This window comes from Sedimenticola hydrogenitrophicus, assembly GCF_025175675.1.
Classification (GTDB): Bacteria; Pseudomonadota; Gammaproteobacteria; order Chromatiales; family Chromatiaceae; genus Sedimenticola; species Sedimenticola hydrogenitrophicus.
The window spans coordinates 1-21490 of sequence record NZ_JANIOA010000027.1 but is presented as its reverse complement, the minus strand read 5'-3'; the positions used below and the strand labels follow the sequence as shown (position 1 = coordinate 21490).

General features: G+C 62.3%; 18 protein-coding genes. 12 read left to right on the top strand and 6 right to left on the bottom strand.

Annotated features, from left to right (window positions below):
- Positions 1-11 precede the first annotated feature (11 nt).
- The 12 genes from NPX02_RS14475 (at position 12) to NPX02_RS14420 (ending at position 14345) form a co-directional block, all read left to right on the top strand.
- Positions 12-1310, top strand: coding sequence for a hypothetical protein (locus tag NPX02_RS14475; protein WP_260294472.1), 1299 nt, complete (start codon positions 12-14; stop codon positions 1308-1310).
- Between the two features lie 13 nt (positions 1311-1323).
- Positions 1324-2856, top strand: coding sequence for a Dyp-type peroxidase (locus NPX02_RS14470; RefSeq protein WP_260294471.1), 1533 nt, complete (start codon positions 1324-1326; stop codon positions 2854-2856).
- Positions 2853-4076, top strand: a complete 1224-nt coding sequence (locus NPX02_RS14465) for a catalase family protein (protein ID WP_260294470.1) — start codon at positions 2853-2855, stop codon at positions 4074-4076. Before NPX02_RS14470 ends, NPX02_RS14465 begins: the two co-directional genes overlap by 4 nt.
- Before the next feature lie 303 nt (positions 4077-4379).
- Positions 4380-4610, top strand: coding sequence for a cytochrome oxidase putative small subunit CydP (cydP, locus tag NPX02_RS14460; RefSeq protein ID WP_260294469.1), 231 nt, complete (start codon positions 4380-4382; stop codon positions 4608-4610).
- Between the two features lie 11 nt (positions 4611-4621).
- Positions 4622-6208: a cytochrome ubiquinol oxidase subunit I gene (locus NPX02_RS14455; RefSeq protein WP_260294468.1), complete on the top strand. Its 1587-nt coding sequence runs from the start codon at positions 4622-4624 to the stop codon at positions 6206-6208.
- A gap of 12 nt (positions 6209-6220) precedes the next feature.
- Positions 6221-7363 (top strand): cytochrome d ubiquinol oxidase subunit II, encoded by a 1143-nt coding sequence (gene cydB / locus NPX02_RS14450; RefSeq protein ID WP_260294467.1) that lies wholly within the window; start codon positions 6221-6223, stop codon positions 7361-7363.
- A gap of 22 nt (positions 7364-7385) precedes the next feature.
- A complete protein-coding gene (cydX, locus tag NPX02_RS14445) occupies positions 7386-7517 on the top strand; it encodes a cytochrome bd-I oxidase subunit CydX (RefSeq protein WP_260294465.1) in 132 nt (43 codons plus the stop codon).
- Between the two features lie 56 nt (positions 7518-7573).
- Positions 7574-8263, top strand: a complete 690-nt coding sequence (locus NPX02_RS14440; RefSeq protein ID WP_260294464.1) for an endonuclease/exonuclease/phosphatase family protein — start codon at positions 7574-7576, stop codon at positions 8261-8263.
- A gap of 113 nt (positions 8264-8376) precedes the next feature.
- Positions 8377-9141, top strand: coding sequence for a TVP38/TMEM64 family protein (locus tag NPX02_RS14435; protein WP_260294462.1), 765 nt, complete (start codon positions 8377-8379; stop codon positions 9139-9141).
- Positions 9138-11387, top strand: a complete 2250-nt coding sequence (locus NPX02_RS14430) for a hypothetical protein (RefSeq protein ID WP_260294460.1) — start codon at positions 9138-9140, stop codon at positions 11385-11387. Before NPX02_RS14435 ends, NPX02_RS14430 begins: the two co-directional genes overlap by 4 nt.
- Positions 11384-12673: a glycosyltransferase gene (locus NPX02_RS14425; RefSeq protein WP_260294459.1), complete on the top strand. Its 1290-nt coding sequence runs from the start codon at positions 11384-11386 to the stop codon at positions 12671-12673. Before NPX02_RS14430 ends, NPX02_RS14425 begins: the two co-directional genes overlap by 4 nt.
- Positions 12674-12716: 43 nt before the next feature.
- Positions 12717-14345, top strand: a complete 1629-nt coding sequence (locus NPX02_RS14420; RefSeq protein ID WP_260294458.1) for an alkaline phosphatase family protein — start codon at positions 12717-12719, stop codon at positions 14343-14345.
- 58 nt (positions 14346-14403) lie between these two features.
- Here the strand turns inward: NPX02_RS14420 and NPX02_RS14415 are convergent, their stop codons facing one another.
- The 6 genes from NPX02_RS14415 to NPX02_RS14390 all read right to left on the bottom strand — a co-directional run bounded on the left by NPX02_RS14415 (position 14404) and on the right by NPX02_RS14390 (position 21342).
- A complete protein-coding gene (locus NPX02_RS14415; protein ID WP_260294457.1) occupies positions 14404-15312 on the bottom strand; it encodes a DMT family transporter in 909 nt (302 codons plus the stop codon).
- Between the two features lie 286 nt (positions 15313-15598).
- Positions 15599-18682 (bottom strand): efflux RND transporter permease subunit, encoded by a 3084-nt coding sequence (locus tag NPX02_RS14410; protein WP_260294456.1) that lies wholly within the window; start codon positions 18680-18682, stop codon positions 15599-15601.
- A 1-nt stretch (position 18683) separates the two neighbouring features.
- Positions 18684-19775, bottom strand: coding sequence for an efflux RND transporter periplasmic adaptor subunit (locus NPX02_RS14405; RefSeq protein WP_260294455.1), 1092 nt, complete (start codon positions 19773-19775; stop codon positions 18684-18686).
- A gap of 76 nt (positions 19776-19851) precedes the next feature.
- A complete protein-coding gene (locus NPX02_RS14400) occupies positions 19852-20133 on the bottom strand; it encodes a hypothetical protein (RefSeq protein WP_260294454.1) in 282 nt (93 codons plus the stop codon).
- Positions 20100-20282 (bottom strand): hypothetical protein, encoded by a 183-nt coding sequence (locus NPX02_RS14395; RefSeq protein ID WP_260294452.1) that lies wholly within the window; start codon positions 20280-20282, stop codon positions 20100-20102. The genes NPX02_RS14400 and NPX02_RS14395 overlap by 34 nt, the downstream gene beginning before the upstream one ends.
- A gap of 334 nt (positions 20283-20616) precedes the next feature.
- A complete protein-coding gene (locus NPX02_RS14390) occupies positions 20617-21342 on the bottom strand; it encodes an exonuclease/endonuclease/phosphatase family protein (protein WP_260294451.1) in 726 nt (241 codons plus the stop codon).
- Positions 21343-21490: the final 148 nt, after the last annotated feature.

The following is a 21490-nucleotide window of genomic DNA, read 5'->3' as shown; positions in this document are numbered from 1 at the left end:
GACGATCGGACATGACGCCCCAATCCACGTTCATGATTATTGCCGACATCGCCAACGGGCAGCTGGGGCCGCTGCGCGCCCTGCTGGAGAGCATGAACCGCGAACCGGGCATGGTCGATCCCGACAACCCGCTGTTTCCGTTTGCCCGTTTCGGACGCCTGCACGTGGCCCGGTTTCTGATACTGCAAGCGCTGTTGGAGGATGAGCTGACCACCCTGCCTGATGCGCCGCCACGACTGCTGTTTCTCGGCGACTATGACGGCCCGGCGGATAGCTTTATCGCGGAAATGGCGGTGCTGGCCGGTCCGCAGCTGCGACATATCTTCGGCCACTGCGCCGACTTCATTGGGGAGCCGGAGAGCCTGGTGAACTGGATGCAGCGGCACGATGTGAAACCGGCGGCCAACTACATCAACTGGATCGGCCGCACCGTGACCCAGGTCCATGAGGAAGAGGCGCTGCACCGCGCCCTGTCCGGGGAGCTGCGGCGGATTGTGCAGGATATCGGCCGGGACGATTCGCGCGCCATTCGCCAGCAGTTGCTGTCGTTTGTCGAACGGGAAACCGCGGCCGGGCACCTGACCCTTACGCCCCCGGCACCCACACCGGTGGAGTGGTGGCTGAAAAACCGCCTGCACAAATACGGGGTGCCGCTGCTGCTGTTGCTCCTGTCGCCGCTGTTCCTGCTGCTGTCGCCCTACCTGATCCTGCGGCTGCGCACGCTGGAAAGCCGTGATCCGGAGCTGGTTGGGCGGCCGCCCCGGGAACACCTGCAGGAGCTCTCCGCGCTGGAGGACCAGGATGTCACCAATCCCTTCAGCGCCTACGGCGAGGTCAAGCCACAGGCATTCCGGCGCCACGCGGTACGCTTCTTTCTCTGGCTGCTCGATTACTCCGCCCGGCACGTCTATAACCGTGGCTACCTGACCCGGGTGCAGACCATCCACTTTGCCCGCTGGGTAATGCTGGACGATAACCGCCGCCTGCTGTTCGCCAGCAATTACGACGGTAGCCTGGAAAGCTATATGGACGACTTCATCAACAAGGTGGCCTGGGGACTGAACCTGGTGTTCAGCAACGGCGCCGGTTACCCATCCACGCGCTGGCTGATCAAGGACGGTGCCGAACAGGAGCAGAAATTCAAATACTTTCTAAAGCGCCGGGCACTGCCGACCCAGGTCTGGTACAAGGCCTACCCCGGCCTGACGGCCTTCGATCTGGCCCGCAACAGCCGCATACGCAAAGGCGTGCAGGTACGTCAGGACAGCGACGCGGAGATACGCCAATGGCTGGCACAGATTCAGGCATGACAGGAACGCGACCATGAGCGGCCCCGGCAGCGCGGAATACAGCGACATCCAGGCCCTGGCCCGCTTCGGCCACGGCGGCCTGAAAGAGGCGCTGTTCCTGTTGCTGGAGATTGCCGATCCGGCAGCGGCGGGTGACTGGCTCAATAACGCCCCGGTGAGTAGCGCCGAATGGACCACGCCGGCACCGGAAACGGCCCTGCAGGTGGCCTTCACCGTAGATGGCCTGCGTGCCCTGGGGCTCGACGAGGCGATGCTGGATGGTTTCTCGGAAGCGTTTATCGCCGGCATGGCCGCCGAGCCGAGCCGCTCGCGGCGCCTTGGGGATGTGGCCCACAACGACCCGTCGCACTGGCATTGGGGGGGCGGCCCAGACAGCGTGCCGCATCTGCTGCTGATGCTCTACGCCCGGACCGGCCAACTGGAGGCCCGGAAGGCGACCCTGCAAGAAGATCTCTTTAACCGGGCTTTCCGCACCGTGGCAGAGTTGCCTACCGCGGATCATGGCGACCGCGAGCCGTTCGGCTTTGTGGATGGCATCAGCCAGCCGGCCATCGACTGGGAGCGCCGCCAGACTACCGACCTGCACCGCCGCGACCGCTACTCCAACCTGCTCTCCCTGGGCGAGTTGTTGCTGGGCTATCCCAATGAATACGGCCAATACACCCGCCGTCCGCTGGTTGATCCGCTTTCCGACCCTGCGGCACGGTTGTTACCGACCGCGGAAGAGCAACCCGAGCTGCACGACCTGGGACGCAACGGCAGCTACCTGGTGATGCGCCAACTGCATCAGGACGTGGCGGGGTTCTGGCGCTTTGTGGATCACCAGGCCGACGGCGACCTGCAACAGCGGGAGCGGCTGGCCAGCCGCATGGTGGGACGCCAACGCGACGGCACGCCGCTGGTCGCGCACACCACGCAAGCCATCGAAGGTATTGAGGAGAGCGGTCGGCAGGCCGACCTCAACCAGTTTGATTTTGCCGAGGACCCGCACGGCCACCAGTGTCCGATCGGCGCCCACATCCGCCGCTCCAATCCCCGCACGGGTGATTTTCCTCCGGGGGTGACCGGACTGCTGTCACGCCTGAAACGGATCTTCGGCTTCGGCCGCCGCTTCCCGGACGACGACCTGATCGCATCCACCCGTTTTCATCGACTGCTGCGTCGCGGCCGGGTCTATGGCGCGCCGTTGACGCCGGAACAGGCATTGGAGACCGACGCATCCGACGAGCCCCGGGGCCTGCACTTTATCTGCCTGGTGGCCAATATCTCGCGCCAGTTTGAATTCGTGCAGAACGCCTGGACCATGGGCTGCAAATTTGCCGGACTCCCGAACGAGTCCGACCCGTTGCTGGGCAACCGGCAATCGCTTGCCGACGGCCAACCGACCGACCACTTCAGCCAGCCCGACCCGCAGGGGCCGTCCCGGGACACCCAGGGTCTGCCACCCTTCATCACCGTGCAGGGTGGCGCCTATTTCTTCATGCCGGGAATTCGCGCCCTGCGCTATCTGGCCGGCCGCGCCGCGGCCAAGGATGACAGCGCATGATGAGCAAGGCACTGCGCCAACGGATCTATCCGGTGCTGGATGCCCTGCACCGGGTGATGGTGGCCGGCATGCACCTGGAACGCCGTCTGGAGCCCTGGTTCCGGCCGACGCTGAACCACCTGACCAGGGAGCCGCTGGCGCGGCTGCTGCAGTACCTGATCAACCGCAATCGCCCCAACCTTGGCCTGGGACTGGCCGAGGAGAAAATCTTCGACTGGGAGGAGCAGGCGCTCGATGACATTATCGATCTCATGGCCGACCAGATGCGTGGTCACTTCAAACCCGGCGGCTACGAACGCGGCGGCAACACCAAGACCCATGGCATCGTGCGCGCCACGGTAACCGTGCGCGCGGATCTGCCGGAACACCTGCGGCGCGGCATTTTCGCCAGCCAGCGCAGCTACCCCGCCTACGTGCGTTACTCCGGTCCTGGTCCGGACGTGCCGGCGGATATCCGCGATGTGGGCTTCTCCAGCATGGCGGTAAAAATCATGGACGTGCCGGGTGAGAAACTGATGGAGGAGGAGCGCTTTACCCAGGACATGATGGGGGTCTGCACCCCCACCTTCGTCACCCCGGATGTGCGCGAGAACGCCAAGCTGCAGTACTGGAGCCTGGTGGACATGCCGCTCTACTACTTCATCAATCCCTTCGACTCCCACCTGCGGGACTTCCTCATGCAGGCGCTGTGGAATGAAACCCAGTACAACCCCCTCGGCCACCGCTACTACAGCTGCGTACCCTACCTGCTCGGCGAGGGCCAGGCCATGATGTACTCGTTCGTGCCGAAAACCGAGGTGCCACGGGAAATTCCCGGACTGCCGTTCGGCTCGCCCTCCTTCAACTACTTGCGTGACAACATGGTGAAGACCCTGAACCAGAGGGATGTGGAGTTCGACCTGCAGATCCAGCTGCAGACCGACCCGCACCGCATGCCGATCGAGAACGCCGCGGTGCGCTGGCCGGAAAAACTCTCACCCTTCATTGCCGCCGCCACTATCCATATTCCACGCCAGAAATTCGATTCACCGGCCCAGTTCGAATTCGCCAAGCGCCTGAAGATCAACCCCTGGCACTGCATCCCGGAACACCGTCCGCTGGGCAACCAGAGCCGCGCCCGCCGGCGTATGTACTACGAGCTGTCCAAATTCCGCCAGCAGATGAACGACGTCGCGCATCTGGAGCCCACCGGTGACGAGGCCTTTGATGAGGCCGAGTAGACACCGGCTGCCAATAACATGGGTATCCTCGAAACCATAAAGGCTTTCCTCCAACGCTCGCCGCAGGAGCCGGCCGCGGGGCGGCATCGGTTTACCCCGGATCAAGCCGCGGACCTACAAACCAACAGCGTTCTGGCAATCGAACCGCTTTCTGCTATTAGTTACACATGACCGAACGCTTGTCGCCCAGGCGGCGGAGCAGACGTTGTCCCGATAGGGGAACAGCGAGACACGGGCTGCCGCAATGTTCAGCGCCCGGGCGGTGTTTCGTACCTCACAGTCATCAATAACACGGCCGATCCATTGCACAACTCATCCACCACCACAGCGCGCTCACCCAACCGGCTGTTTTCCAGCCGCCTGGCGCGTGAAATCACCGTGGTGCTGGTGGTCAAGTCGATCGCGCTCTATGTTATCTGGATGGCCTTCTTCAGCGAGCCTGTTTCCCCACGCCTCACGGCGGATCGTGTCAGTGAGGCCATTGTCGGCGGAGGCACGGACCGGCCGGCCGTACCGCGACACAATAACGAGTAAAGGAGTACAACATGGTAGAAGAGGTCGTCGAGCTATCGCGCCTGCAGTTTGCCATTACCGCGATGTACCACTTCCTGTTCGTTCCGCTGACCATGGGTCTCTCGTTTTTGCTGGTGATCATGGAGACGGTCTACGTCATGACCGGCAAGCAGATCTACCGGGACATGACCCAATTCTGGGGCAAACTGTTCGGCATCAACTTCGCCCTCGGCGTCACCACCGGCATTACCCTGGAGTTCCAGTTCGGTACCAACTGGGCCTACTACTCGCACTACGTGGGTGACGTCTTCGGCGCCCCCCTGGCCATCGAGGGGCTGATGGCCTTCTTCCTCGAGTCCACCTTCATCGGCCTGTTCTTTTTCGGCTGGGAACGCCTCAGCAAGGTACAGCACCTCACCGTCACCTTTCTCACCGCCCTCGGCTCCAATCTCTCGGCGCTCTGGATCCTGGTGGCCAATGCCTGGATGCAGAACCCGGTCGGTGCCGAATTCAACTACCAGACCATGCGCATGGAGATGACCAGTTTCTACGAACTCCTGTTCAATCCCGTGGCCCAGGTGAAGTTCGTCCACACCGTTGCGGCCGGCTACGTCACCGGCTCCATGTTCGTCCTCGGTATCAGCGCCTACTACCTGCTCAAGGGGCGCGATCTGCCGTTCGCGCGCCGCTCGTTCGCCGTGGCCGCCGGGTTCGGACTCGCGTCGATCCTCTCCGTGATTGTGCTCGGGGACGAGAGCGGCTACAACCTGGGTGACGTGCAGCGGACCAAGCTGGCCGCCATCGAGTCTGAGTGGGAGACCCATGAACCGCCGGCGGGATTCATCCTCATCGGCCTGCCCAACGAGGAGACCCAGACCACCGACTATGCCATTCGCATCCCCTACCTGCTGGGGTTGATCGCCACCCGCACCCTCACTGAACCGGTCTACGGCATCAAGGACCTGCTGGTCGATCACGAGGCGCGCATCCGCACCGGTATCACCGCCTACGCGCTGCTGCAGAAACTGCGCAGCGGTGATCCTGACGAGGCCGACAGGACCGCCTTCGAGGAAGCCAAGAAGGACCTGAGTTACGGCCTGCTGCTCAAGCGCTACACCCCCAACGTGGTGGACGCCACCGAGGCGCAGATCAAGCAGGCGGCCCGCGACACCATCCCCCGGGTGGCGCCACTGTTCTGGAGTTTCCGCATCATGGTGGCGGCGGGCTTTCTCATGCTGTTCATCTTTGCCGCCGCCTTCTACTACTGCGCCAAACGTCGCGAACACCGCAAGCGGTGGCTGCTGCGCCTGGCCCTGTACGGTATCCCGCTGCCGTGGATCGCCGCCGAGGCGGGCTGGATCGTGGCGGAGTACGGCCGCCAGCCCTGGGCCATCGGCGAGGTCCTGCCCACCTTCCTGGGTGTCTCGTCCCGCACCACCGGCGACCTGTGGTTCTCGCTGGCCGGCCTGGTCGGCTTCTACACCCTGCTGCTGGTGGTGGAACTCTACCTGATGTTCCGCTTCGCCCGCCTCGGACCCAGCAGCCTGCACACCGGGCGTTATCACTTTGAACGCTCCTCCGGCGGCGCGGCCGGCCAACCCATGGACCAGCAGCAGTAACGGGAGAATCCGATGATCTTCGATTACGAAACCCTGAAGCTGATATGGTGGGTCCTGATAGGAGTGCTGCTTATAGGCTTTGTCATCAGCGACGGCTTCGACATGGGTGTCGGCGCCCTGCTCCCCTTTCTCGGCAGGGATGACGACGAGCGGCGTGTCATCATCAACACCATCGGTCCGCACTGGGAGGGCAACCAGGTGTGGTTCATCACCGCCGGCGGCGCCATCTTTGCCGCCTGGCCGGCGGTCTATGCGGCGGCCTTTTCCGGCTTCTACATCGCCATGCTGCTGGTGCTGTTCGCCCTGTTCTTCCGCCCGGTGGGTTTCGATTACCGCAGCAAGATCGCCGATCCGCGCTGGCGCACGGCCTGGGACTGGGGGCTGTTCGCCGGCGGCGCGGTGCCGGCGCTGCTGTTCGGCGTCGCCTTCGGCAACCTGCTGCTGGGGGTGCCATTCTCCCACGACGAGTTTCTGCGTCCCAGCTACAGCGGCAGTTTCTGGGGACTGCTGCACCCCTTCGCGCTGCTCTCCGGCGTTCTCAGCCTCGCCATGCTGATGACCCACGGCGCCCTTTGGCTGCAGCTGCGCACCGAGGCACCAATCGCGGCGCGGGCGCGGGCGGCGGCGCGCATCGCGGTGCTGATCATGCTGGCGGCCTTCGCGCTGGCCGGGATCTGGCTGGCCTTCGGCGTCGACGGCTACCGCATCGTCTCCATGCCGCCCACCGATGCCCCGTCCAATCCACTCGCCAAGGTGGTGGAGATCGCCGACGGCGCCTGGCTGAACAACTATGGCCGTTATCCGTGGATGATACTGGCGCCGGTCGTCGCCTTCGCCGGCGGCGTCGGCACCTTCCTGCTGGCAACCATTCGCCGTCCCGGCTGGGCCTTCATCACCAGCGCCCTGTCCATGACGGGAGTGATCCTTACCGCCGCCTTCTCCATGTTCCCCTTCATCCTGCCCTCCAGTACGGTTCCGAACAGCAGCCTCACCGTGTGGGATGCCCCATCGAGCCACCTGACCCTGATGGTGATGTTCTGGGCGGCGGCGATTTTCGTGCCGCTGATCCTGCTGTATACCTTCTGGTCCTACCGGGCGCTATGGGGCAAGGTCACGGTGAAGCAGATCCAGGAAAACACCCACTCGGCCTATTGATAACGGAGCAGGAGAAGAGACGATGTGGTACTTCACTTGGATACTGGGTTCGCTGCTGGCGGTGGCACTGGGCATTATCAATGTCATGTGGCTGGAAGCAGAACTGAGTCTCGGCGACGAGGATGAGGATGAGGATGAGGATGAGGCCGGATGATGACGCAGACATCGGTTACGGACGGATTCAACCGGGTGAGAGCATCGTAAAGAGCCATGGATATTACCCTCGCCACTTACAACATTCACGCCGGTATCGGTGCGGACGGGGAATTTGCTCCCGATCGTATCTGCGCAGTGTTAGCCGAGCTAGATGCGGATCTGGTGGCACTGCAGGAGGTCGAACACCATCAGGTGGGCGATCTGGATCTGCTGGACTATCTCGCGGAAAAGTTGGCATGCAGCGCGATCCCCGGTCCCACGCTGCTGCGGGAAACCCGGCACTATGGCAATGCCCTGCTGACCAGACTCCCGCTTCTGGCGCTGAACCGGCTTGACCTGAGCATACCGGGTCGTGAACCGCGTGGCGCACTTGACGCCACCTTTGATTTTCACGGACAGATCATGCAGATGGTCGCCACCCATCTTGGCCTCACACCCGGAGAACGTCGCCGCCAGGTGCAACAGTTACTGGCCCTGTTTAACCGGCCCAGGCCGGCGGATATTTCCGTGCTGATGGGCGACATCAATGAATGGTTCCTGTGGGGTCGCCCCCTGCGTTGGCTGCATGCGCATTTTCAGTCGAAACCCAACTACGCCACCTTCCCGGCGCGTTGGCCGCTGTTCGCCCTGGATCATATCTGGATAAGCCCGCGTAGCCGATTGCGCACGCTGCAGGTGCACCGCAGCAGGCTCGCGCGTATCGCCTCCGATCACCTGCCGTTAAAGGCGGTTATCAAAATATGAGGTTTCCGCACTGACGCCCGATCCCGTCGCCCGTCCCGCGGTGGACCCCATTATCGCCAGGCGGACAACTATACTGTTTGTACGCCATTAGCCTACCCAATGACCCGGCACAGATGAACGACACACCGACCCATTCGCCGACCCATTCATCGATCAGGCACCTGAAATCGCCCCTGTGGGCCATGGCCGGGAGCATCCTGTTCGTCGCACTGATCGTGGGGGCGCTGATCTACTTCGGCGTTCATGAACAGTTGCTGAGCCTGTTGCAGTGGGTCGACGCACAGGGGGCGTGGGCCGCGACCCTGTTCATCCTGATCATGGCGGCGGTGGTGGTCTTGTTGCTCCCGGGTATTCTGGTTACCACCGGGGCCGGCTTCGTCTTCGGTCTGCTGCAAGGCACGCTCTATGTCGTTCTCGGTACCACACTGGGCGCCGCCCTCGCCTTTCTGATCGCCCGTTATCTGTTCGGCAGACGCGCCAGGCGTTTTATCGTGGCGCACAGCCGACTGCGGGTGGTGAGCGAGGAGATGACCCGCCACGACTGGAAAGTGGTCCTGTTGACCAGGCTCATCCCGTTTTTTCCCAGCAAAATATCCAATTACTTTTTCGGTTTGACCGGTTTCTCATTTCGCGGTTATGTGTTGGGCTCGCTGATCGGTTTCATCCCCTTCTCCCTACACAACGTCTATCTCGGCTCCATCGCCGCCGATCTCGCCACCCTGGGTAACCAGGAGATCGGCCGCAGTCCGTTGGAGTGGGTGCTCTACGCCACCGGCTTTATCGCCACCGTGGTCGCGATCGTGTTTTTCAACCGGCTGGCACGCCGCGCACTGCACCGCTACACCCGCGGCACCGACGCGGAAGAGGAGGTATCGTGAGCTGGACGAAATGGCTGCCGCTGCGTTTCATCATCCGCCGGGCCATACGCAGCCAGGGCTTTCTCGATCCCATCGAATTGATGGCCAGGCTGCGCAGCTTTGCCCAGCCCTCCGAGGTGGGAGAGCCGATCGAACTGCTGCGCGCCGGCGTGGTATTCCATGCCCGCGGCCTGATCAACAGCAAGGTCATTCAGAACAACCTGGACTGGGTGTGGCCCTACTGGATCAAACGCCAGTTCGATCCCCACGACGTCTCCTTCACCCCGCGGGCATTCTCCTTCTCCCACATCAATCTCACCCATCGCAACTGGACCGCCATCGGCTATCCCGGTAGCGAGGAGCTCTCCCTGGTCGACCCTCGCGGCCTGCTCACCCCCTGTTTTGACGGCTGGTCGCTGGACGGCTGGGTGATCACGGAAGACGGCCGCACCCTGCTGCCGTCCCTGGCGGTGACCAGCGAGCAGCGACAGGATATGGCGGACGGCTTATCGATAACCACCCGCTGCCAGGCCGATGGCATGGTTTTGACCAGCCAGGCCAGCGTACATCCCGTTGCCGGCAGGCCGGTATGCCGGCTGACGCTGACCGCCGGTAGCACCACTCCGGCCTGGCTGGCCCTGGTACTGCGGCCCTACAACCCCGAAGGGATCAGCTTCATCCACCAGGTCAGCCTCTCTGCGGATCGCCGACGCTGGACGGTCGACACGAACCACACGATCGAATTCAGCGCACCGGCCGAACGCCATCACATATCCGATTATCGTGCCGGCGACGTCTTTATCCACCTCTCAGAGCTTGAGGATCAGGCTGAAGGGCTGTGCGACCTCGGCATGGTCACGGCCGCCGCGCTGTTCCCGATCGCGGCCCATGGCGAGACCGCACTGGACGTGCGCATCCCCCTGGATAACAACGGCGCGAGCCAACCGGACAGTGACTGGCCGAGCGTGCGCCAGCAGGCCTGCAGGCTGCGCTGCCCCGAAGCGCGTTACCAGTTTCTCTACGATGCCGCGGTCACCTCGCTGGTACTGCACTCCCCCCACGATGTCTATCCCGGTCCCTACACCTATAAACGCTTCTGGTTTCGCGATGCCGCCTTCATCATCCACGCCCTGTTGTGCCTGGGGCTGAACGATCGGGCCGAACGGGCACTGTCACGTTTTCCGGAGCGGCAGACCCCGCTGGGCTATTTCCGCTCCCAGGAGGGTGAGTGGGACGCCAACGGCGAGGTGTTGTGGATACTCTCCCGGTTCGAGCAGCTGACCGGTCAAAGGCTCACAGCCGACTGGCACACGCCTATCCAGCGCGGTGCCCGCTGGATCATCCGCAAGCGGCTGGCCGATGACATCGACGCCCCGCATGCCGGGCTGCTGCCGGCCGGATTCAGCGCCGAACATCTGGGCCCGAACGATTATTACTACTGGGATGACTTCTGGTGCATCGCCGGATTGCACGCCGCCCATGAACTGATCAAGGGGCACGCGGCCGACCTCGGCGAAAGTTACCTTCGCGCGGCACAGGCGTTCACCGCCGCGGTCGATCGCAGCCTGGATAGTTGTGCCCGGCGCCTGGGCCGCCAGGCCATGCCCGCCTCGCCCTATCGCCGGCTGGATGCCGGGGCCATCGGCTCACTGGCCATCGGCTATCCGCTGCAGGATTGTCCACCTGACGATCCACGCTTACTGGATTGTGTCGAATTTCTGTTGTCTAAATGTTTTGTTGACGGCGCATTTTTTCAGGACATGATCCATTCCGGCCTCAATGCCTATCTGACCCTGCATGTGGCCCAGGTCCTGCTGCGGGCCGCTGACCCGCGTTATCTCGAGTTGATGGATACGGTCGCCGCCCTGGCAACCTCCACCGGACAATGGCCGGAAGCGATCCACCCACGCACCGGGGGCGGCTGCATGGGCGACGGCCATCACGTATGGGCCTCCGCCGAATGGGTGATGATAATCCGCAACTGCTTCGTGCGCGAGGAGGATGACCGCCTGACCCTCTGTGGCGGTATCCCCGGCCGCTGGCTCGAACAGCGCCAGCCCATCGGTTTCGGACCGGCCCCGACCGCGTTCGGGTCGATTTCGATCACCCTTACCCCGACCGATGAAGAGCGGGTCCGGATCGACTGGCAGGGCGCCTGGCATAGCGATCAACCGGCCATGGAGATCCGCCTGCCCGGCTTCACCGCGGTCACTGTTGAGTCCGGCCAGCACGCCCTCACCCTGCGCAGAAAGGTCATGAAGGTATGAATATCGTCATCTTCAGCAACACCTTTACGCCACATGTCGGCGGCGTGGCCCGCTCGGTGGAAGCCTTTACCGAAGCCTACCGTGAACGTGGCCACCGGGTACTGGTGGTCGCACCGGAATTTGCCAACACTCCGAAAAACGAGATCGATGTCATCCGCATACCGGCGATCCAGAACTTCAACACCAGCGATTTCTCCGTGGCCCTGCCCATCCCCACCGGCCTGACCGACAAATTGGAGGCATTCCAGCCGGACATAGTCCATGCGCAACACCCCTTTCTACTGGGTATGACTGCGGTACGCACCGCCCGCTATTTTCAACTGCCCCTCGTCTTCACCCATCACACCCTCTATGAGCAGTACACCCACTATGTGCCGGGCGACTCTCCGCTACTGAAACGCTTCGTCATCGAACTGGCCACCCATTACGCCAACCTGACGCATCAGGTCTTTGCCCCGAGCGAAAGTATCCGCGCGCTGCTGCTCGAGCGCGGCGTCACCACACCCATCCGGGTCCTGCCCACCGGCGTGAAAGTGGAACAGTTTGCACAGGGTGACGGAGCGGCCTTTCGAAAACAGCACCACATACCCGCGGACAGTTTTGTCGTCGGCCACCTGGGACGCCTGGCAGCGGAGAAGAATCTGGAATTCCTCGCCAGGGCGGTTGCCGAATTTATCCGCTCGCATCGCCAAGCATGGTTTCTGGTCATCGGCACCGGCCCCGCGGAGGCCGCGATACGGGGAATCTTTTCCCAGGCCGGGCTCGAAGCGCAGCTGCTGATTTGCGGCATCCTGCCACCCCGGGAGCTAGGCGATGCACTGAGCGCGATGAACCTGTTTGCCTTCGCTTCGCAAAGCGAGACCCAGGGGATGGTACTGACCGAAGCAATGGCCGCCGGTCTGCCGGTGGTTGCCCTGGACGCCACGGGCGTGCGCGAAGTGGTCAGGGACCAGCAAAACGGCCGCCTACTGCAGGAGCAGACCATCGAGGCGTTCAGCGGCGCGCTAGCCTGGGCACATGACCTGCCGGCGGAACAGATGGAGCAACATATCGCCGCCGCACGCGAGACGGCCGAGGCCTTTTCCATGTCGCGGTCGGCCGACCAGGCGCTCGAATGCTTTGCATCATTGCAGCAAGCAACGGCGAAGCATAGCCACGAGGCCGAGCGCGGCTGGGAACAGGTGATGGCGCGGATCAAGGCGGAATGGGAGATTATCGGCAGTGTGACCCGTGCCGGCGATGGGGCCTTGAGCAACCCCCGGGCTACGGACGAAGGTAACCGCTGATGCCGCTGCCGCCGCCACGCCGCTGTAACCGGGCGCCCCCATGATGGCGCGAATCAACACGCTGCTGCGGGGCATCCGGCGTTACCTCAACCGCAGCCACTGGCTGACCCGTCTGTTCCGGCTGCCGGTCTCCGAGGGCCCCGCTAGCCGGCCAGGGGTGGTGCTGATCCAGGTCGACGGGCTCTCCGAGCCGCAGCTCAGGCAGGCGCTGAAGAAGGGTGAAATGCCCTTTCTCAGGCGCTTGCTCAGGCGGGAACAGTATCGTCTTCACTCCCAGTATTCCGGTCTCCCCGCAGCCACACCGGCCGCTCAGGCGGAACTCTTCTATGGCGTAAAGACCGCGGTCCCGGCCTTTTCATTCAGGGATCAGGAGAGCGGGAAGATCATCCGCATGTACGAACCCGATGCCGCTAGCCGGGTGGAAAGCCGCCTGCGGCAAAGTGGCAACGCGGCCTTGCTGGCCGGCGGCAGCGCCTATGCCGACAACTTCACCGGTGGCGCGGCGGAGGCGCATTTCTGCCCCGCATCGCTGGGCTGGGGTCCGGCGCTGCGCACCGCCAACCCCCTTGCGCTGCTGGTATTCCTGATCAGCAATTTCTACAGCTTTCTCCGTATCGGCGTGCTCCTGGGGTTGGAACTGCTCCTGGCACTGATGGATTTCATGCGCGGCATTTCACACGGACACGACTTTATCAAGGAGCTTAAATTCATCCCCGCCCGCGTCGCCATCTCCATCCTGTTGCGCGAGCTGTGCGTCATCGGTGGCAAGATCGATATCAACCGGGGCCTGCCCATCATCCATATCAATTTTCTCGGCTACGACGAGCAGGCGCATCGCCGCGGACCGGATTCCCTGTTCGCCCACTGGACGCTCAAAGGCATCGACGATGCCATCGCCCGGCTCTGGCGTGCGACCCGGCACGCGCCCAGGCGCCGCTATCAGGTCTGGGTCTACTCGGATCACGGCCAACACGCGGCCCTACCCTACAAATACCTGCAGGAGGGCGGTATCGAAACCGCCGTGGCGGAGGTCTTCTCCCGCCTGCAAAGCGTATCCACCCGTTCGCGGGCAACGTCGCCGAACGGCATCCAGACCCAACGGGTCCGCCTGTTGGGCGGCCACCGCTTCCAGCGTCTGTTCGCCGTGGCCGGCCTGGCCGCGGAACCGGAAGGGGAGGAAACCGCGCAGGTGGCGGCACTGGGTCCGGTCGGACAGGTCTACGCGCCCGATAAACTGGATATCGACCAGCGCCGCCAGGTGGCCCGTGATCTGGCCCGACGTCATCAGGTGCCGGTCACCCTGATTGCGGAGGATTCGCAGCGGATCCATGCCTGGACAGCAACGGCCGAGTTTACGCTGCCGGGACAGGCTGCCGAACTGTTTGGCGCCGACCATCCCTTTCTCGGCGAGCTCGAACAGGACCTGATAAGCCTGTGCCGGCATCCCGATGCGGGGGATGTCATCCTGCTGGGCTGGCACCAGGGGGCAACGCCGATCACCTTCGCCACCGAGGGCGGTTCGCATGCGGGTGCCACACCCGATGAGACCCATTGCTTCAGTCTGCTGCCACGGGACGCCCCGCTCCCGGCGCGATCCCGGGATTATATACGGCTCGACGATCTACGTACGGCCGTGCTGCAACGGCTTGGACAAACGCAGCACAGCCCCTGACGTTGCCGATAACACCACAACCCAACGTGCTTGCAGCCGGCCCACCCCGACATGCGCATCACCCCTCCTCGCCGGCGGCGAGTTGTAGCCGTTGCAGCCGCGCCAGGCGCACGGCACCGAACTGGAACAGGGCCAGGCCGCACAGGATCAACGCGGTGCCAACGATGATGGTCAGGGACAGCGGTTCATTCTGGACCAGATGGCCGAGCTGCAACGCCCCGACCGGGGTGATCAGGGTGATCAGCGCCACCTGGGTGGCCGCCAGGCGCTTCAGTACGAAGAAGTAGAGCGCGAAACCCAGTACCGAACCGAAGGTGGCCAGATAGAGGATCGACAGCGCGGCCTTGAACGGCAGGCTGACCGGCCAGACCCCATCGAACAGATACCAGGTCAGATCGAACAGCGGCGTCGCCACCAGCAGACCGCCGGCGGTCTGCACGATGGCCGGGATGTCGGCATTGATCTGCTTGACGATCACGCCGCTGGCCGAGTGAAAGGTGACCCCGAACAGGATCGCCAGCATGCCGTAGGCCACGCTACTGGCCATGTCCAGGCTGCTGCCGAACATCACCGCCAGACCGAGGACACCGAGCAGCATGCCGCCCACCTGGGCGGGGGAGACACCCCGCTCCCCCTGCCACAGATAGGCGAACAGGCTGGTGATCAAGGGTGACAGGCCGAAGATGACCGAGATCCAGCCGGACGGAATCTGCTGCGCCGACCAGTAGACGCAGAGCATGGCGAGATAGATACCCAGACCGGCGGCGACATAGGCGCGTCGTGCCGGCCTGTCCCAGCGCATGCCATAGCCGAGCAGGGCGACCATGATCAGCGCCACCACCGCCGCGATACTCATGCGGCTGGCGACGCCAAACAGGAAACCCGGTCCGTCGCCACTCCACTGAATCGCCAGCGGGGTGGTGGTCCAGATCACGATAACGCCGAGGTACGCCATCGGTACTGACATGGTCCCATCTCCTTTTTTTGGGGCGGTAAAAAAAGGCCGCAGATTCGTCGGAACCTGCGGCCTTTTCAGTGTCGGGTATAACGCTATTTAATGCAAAATCACCTCACACTGACCGGCGCACAGGGCACAGCACGTCGCGGTAGACGCCATGCGACCAGGTATTCCGGTTTGCGTAGGAGATGGGTTTTCATGCGCCCAGTTTCACCGCTGTCCGGGAGCCGTGTCAACAGGAGATTGGAGGAAAATGTTTGATTCCGCTGCCGGGAATTCCGCTTGACGCTCGCCGCTATGCTTGCCCGGTTGTCTTCGGCAGATCCACCGCCAGCTCGCCAACGGCTTTGGTCCTGGAGAGGTCCTTGGCCAGCAGGGTGTAAGCGGTCGGCAACACAAACAGGGTCAGGAAGGTGCCGAATGTCATGCCACCCACAATCACCCAACCGATCTCCTGCCGGCTCTCCGCGCCCGTACCGGTGGCCAGGGCGAGGGGCAACGCACCCGCCACCATGGCGGACGTCGTCATCAGGATCGGCCGCAGACGCAGGCCAGCCGCTTCAATCACCGCGTCCCGGAGCGGCTTGCCCTGGGCCTGTAGCGTATTGGCGAACTCGACAATCAGGATGCCGTGCTTGCTGATCAGACCGATCAGGGTGACCAGGCCGATCTCGCTGTAGATGTTCAACGTCCCCCCGCTGAGGTTGAGCGCCAGCAGCGCGCCCGTCATGGTCAGCGGCACCGTCAGCATGATGATAAGCGGGTCGACAAAGCTCTCGAACTGCGCCGCCAGGACAAGAAAGATGAACCCGAGCGCGAGCACGAAGACAAACAGCAGGCTGCTGCCCGCTTCCTTGAATTCACGCGATTCGCCGGCGAAATCGTAACGTACCGTCGGCGGCAACACGCGCCCGGCCGCCGCTTCAAGGAAATCGAGCCCCTCGCCCAGTGAATAACCCGGAGCGATATTGCCGGTGATGGTCGCCGAGCGGAACTGGTTGAAACGGTTCAACTCCTTGGGCGCGACACTCTCGTGCATCTTCACCAGGTTCGAAAGTTGCACCATGGTCCCACCACTGCCGCGAACATAGATGTCGTTGAGATCACCCGGTGTGCGCCGGTCGTCCGCGGCAACCTGAACGATGACATCGTATTGTTCGCCGTTCTGATTGAAGCGCGTCACCTGCCGCCCGCCCAGCAGGGTTTCGAGCGTTCTGCCCACGGTCAGCACGCCGGCACCCATGTCGGCGACGCGTTCGCGATCCACCTCCACGTCGATCTGTGGTTTGTTGAGCCGCAGGTCACTGTCGAGGTTGATGAGGCCGGGGTACTGCTCGGCCTCGGCCAGGATGAGCGCCAGGTACTGATCCAGCTTTTGATAGCTCTCGGGAGTCTGGATGACAAACTCGATCGGCTTGTTGCGCGCGCTCTGGCCGAACGAACCGGGATTGTTGCCAAATGCGCGAACCCCGGTGACATCGCGGAGTTTTGGCTGAAGCTCGCTCAGGATCTCCATCTGGGTGCGCTCGCGCTGTTCCCACGGAATCAGTTGCGAGAACGATATCAATTCGGTCACCGCGCGCGAACCGATGATCACAAAGGCGTGCTGCACCTCCGGGATCTCCCGTAGCAGGGTCTCGAAATCCTCGACGTAACGGCCGGTGAAATCGATGGTGGAGCCTTCGGGCGCCTGGCCGGCGGTAAACAGCACGCCGCGATCCTCGATCGGTGCCAGTTCCGACTTCAATTCCGTGAGAAGAAAATAGCCCGCACCCGCGGCAAACAAGGCGATGACCACAACCAGCGGACGCATGCGCAGTGTGGCGGCAAGGGTCCTGTTGTAGCCGCTATTGAGACCCACGATGAGACGCTCGAAATAATTGTACAGACGGCCGTGCCTTTCGTGATCGCGCAACAGGCGGGAGCACATCATTGGACTGAGGGTCAGCGCGACAAGGCCGGAGACCAGGACCGCACCGGCCAGGGTCAGGGCAAACTCCGCAAACAGCTTGCCGGTCCGTCCGGGCGCGAAGGCAACCGGCATATAGACCGCGGCAAGCGTCAGGGTCATGGCGACGACCGCACTGGAGATCTCACCGATGCCGACGATTGCCGCACGGAACGGCTTCATACCCGCCTCGATATGGCGGTGGATATTTTCCAGTACCACGATCGCATCGTCGACCACGAGTCCGATGGCCAGCACCATCGCCAGGAGCGTCAATGAATTGATGGAAAAACCCAACAGTTCCATCAGCGCGAAGGCGCCGATCAACGAAACCGGAATGGTGACGAGCGGGATGATGGTCGCCCGCACCGTGCGCAAAAAGATAAAGATGAAGATAACCACCAGCGCCACCGCCTCGGCAATCGTGGTATAGACGGCCGCAATCGAACGATCGATAAAGATGGATTTGTCGTAGGCGATGGTGGCGCTCATGCCCTGGGGCAGTTCATCGGTCAGTTCGGGCAGGACCTTGTGCATGGCCCGGGAGACGTCGAGTGGATTGGCTGTCGCCTGCTTGACAATGCCGAGGATAACAGCGCGGTTGCCATTGAACCGGGTAATACGCCGCTCGTCCTGGGGACCGAGTGCAATCTTCGACACATCACGCAGACGTACCGGAAAGCCGCCCGCGTCCTTGATGATGATGCGTTCGAACTGTGCCGGCGTGACCAGCCCGGTGCGCGACAGCACCGTGAACTCGCGGTCCAGGCTCTCGATCCGCCCCGAAGGCACCTCCACATTCTGCTCGCGCAGGGCATTTTCGATGTCCGACACCGTCAGGTCATAGGCGGCCAGTCGGGCACGGTCGAGCCAGATGCGCATGGCATAACGCCGTTCACCAAAGATGCGTACTTCGGCAACACCGGGGATATTCTGCAGACGGTCACGCACATAGCGATCGGCATAGTCGGAGATCTCGATCGTTTCATGGCGATCGCTGGTAAAGGCGATGTACACAATCGCTTGGGCATCCGCTTCCACCTTGGCGATCACCGGCTCTTCAATCTCTGCGGGCAGCCGTCCACGCACGCGCGCCACGCGGTCGCGCACGTCGCTGGCGGCCACATCCGGGTCGGTGCTCAAGCGAAAGCGCACCGTGATCCGGCTCTCCTCCGGCTTGCTGCTCGAAGTCAACGTATCAATGCCTTCGATGCCGGCGATGGAGCTTTCCAGAACCTGGGTCACCTGGCTCTCGATGATCTCGGCACTGGCACCCAGATAGTTGGTCCGGACGGAGACGATGGGTTCGTCGATATTGGGATATTCCCGGACCGTGAGCTTCGAATAGGAGACGATGCCAATCAAAACAATGATCAGGCTCACGACCGTCGCGAAGACGGGCCGGCGAATGAAGAATTCAAAGGACCCCATTTCAGGTTCCTGCGCGAGCTGCAGTGATCGTTATGCGGCTTGCATCCCTGATCTGTTGGTGACCGGCGGTGACAACGACCGCATCGCTTGCCAACCCGCGCTGTACTTCCACCCTGCCCGGCAACCGCTGCCCCAGCTCAATCTCGGTTTGTACCGCGCGCCCATCGACCACCCGATAGATATAACGTTTCTGACCGTCGGCGAAGACGGCCGACTCCGGAATCAGCAAGGCATTTTCCCGCCGGTCAACAATGATCTGTACACGGGCGAACAAACCCGGCGATAGCCGGCCGTCAGGATTCGGGATGCGCGCGCGCAATCGAATGGCGCGGCCGTTGGCATCAACGACGGGATCGATAACGTAGATTTCGCCAGCAAAAGTCTGTCCCGGCACGGCGTCGACGGTGACGCGAACCGACTGCCCGACCCGCACCGCGGGAAGGGAGAGCTCGGGCACCCGGAAATCCACCTTGATCGGGTCGATATCCACGAGTTCAACGATATGATGACCGGGACTGACATAGGCCCCGACACTGACCGCGCGTACACCGACCACGCCGGACAATGACGCGGTAATCGTTGACTTGCCGAGTCTTGCCCTGGCGAGCGCCACGTTCGCGGTTGCCGACTGGTAGGCGGCCACCGCCTCGTCGCGCTCGCGTAGTGTACCGGTCCCCTGTTTTGCCAGCGTCATGATGCGGTTCTGGTTGGCTTTGGCGAGGGCCAGTTCGGACTGCGCCTTACGCAGTTCGGCCTGCAGTATGGTTGAATCAAGTTCGACCAGTACCGCACCGGCCTCGACCGTGTCGCCCTCGTCGAAGGGCAGACTCGCAATGCGCCCGGCAATCTCCGGCGCGACAATAACCGCCTCGTTTGGTCTCAGCGTGGCGACCGCATGAATGGATTCGAGTACCGTTTCGACCGAAACGGGCGCGGCCTCAACCCGGGTAACCTTTTCGACGGGTGTGCTGACGGCTTTCGGCGGAGGTGATGCAATCCACTGATTGCCACCCTGGTAGAGGAAGTGATAGGCGGCGCCAAAAAGGACCACCGCCAGACCTCCCAGCAACCCCCAATAGGAAAAACGACGCATCGCAAAAAGACCCTCTCACTCGGATTTTGGATTAACCGACCTAGGCTAAGGCACCGGATCAAGCGGGTCAATCAGTTCAGGAAGGGTACTGCAACTGCAGCGCTTTCCAGGAGGAATCGCGGCGTGATTCGACAGAAATAAAGTAATCCGTGTTTTTTACATCAATATTCGGCATTTTTGACCGGAAACAGGTGCGGCAACCTGCAGGCTCAACGGCTTCGGAAAGCCTACCCGTTGGCGGCAGGCGCGCGCCGCCGCGCTGGCCACGCAACCGCGTCTCCCTGGAATGGACATCTCCGGCAGCGAACATGGAGCGGAAACCGGTCAGGGAAACCGGTAGCCCTGTTGTTTCCACCACTCGGCCATCCGCTGATTGACCTGCTCCCAGTCGACCCGGTCTTCGGGCGTCCCCTGCCGGCCCAGTTCCCGGGCAATCTGATCCAGCGCCTGGGTGTACTGTTTTGTAAGCTCACTGGCGGCCTGGGTAAAGTGCGGTAGATCGCTCATGACACCCTCCGTATCGTCTGCACTCCCTGTATAGCTTAGTCCAGCCGAGCGCATCCTGATGCACCTTGTCGATGCGCCGATACCGGTAAAGCGCGATACAGGCCTATGCTACTTCAAACTCCGCCCACAAGGGTCTGTGATCCGCGATGTGATACTTCACCGCCCGATTGAAATAGTCCGGCCCTGTATTCCAGGCATCGATAAAGAAAGGATCATGATCAAAATCGAATACTCCCGAATGCCCCCGATAAGCCGCTTGCATGCCACCGGCGTGGAAAGCTACCTGATCATAATCCTTGTCACCCGCAAGGTTACTTCCCATGGCTGTGGAATGTTACGGCAATATCAGACGCTTGGCTTTCAATGCCGTGTAGACATTGCTGGAGTTGTCCCGAATCGGCAGGTTCATGTCACCCAAAACCAGGATGTTCTGGGAGTAGGCCCCGGCTGCCTTGTGGCGCTGGTCGGCCCAGCGGGCGAGCGCATAAGCTTCCAGCGCACGCCGGTCCTCGTCATAATAGGCATGGCTGCCAAAAAACAGATGAACACAAACCGCAGTAAACTCCAGTGCGCCGGCCCGAAATGCCACTGCATAGGGATTGCGGTCAAACCCCTCGAAGGCACCGGACACCCCCTTCAGCCGGATATAGTGCCGATCACTCGGCGGCACCGCCACCTCGGTAGCCAGTTCCAGCCGGGTGAGCTTGTCGCTGTCGTAGAGGAACCCCGCCCGCTCATCATTGCCGCCGATATCGGAGAGAATGACGCGGTAACTGGCTGGCAGGTGGCTTAGAAGCAGATGCAGGTGGGCAAGTGAGTCGGCAATCTCCTGAATCGCTACCAGGTCGAACCAGCCAATGATCTCGGCCATGAGCGCGATATCATCATCCGTCCGCTCCTGAAGGCCAAAGTTGGTCAGATTCCAGGTGGCTGCCAACAACCGGTCATCGGCCTTCTGTGGGATTCCGCGCAGCATCTTGGTTGCCAACAGCGCCTGTCGTTCCGTTGCCGCCGCGTAAGCGAATCTAGGCTGTTCCTGTTCGTGAGGTACCATCGCCATGCCTCGAGTGAATTCAATAGCCGGACAGCAGTTTCAAAAACATCTCTGTCATCGCACACCGGCACAACCCCGGATGTGATGCAGCCTGGACAGAGCATTTCGTGTTCACCACTCTGCTGGAACTGCGTAAACGACTGGATGATATAAA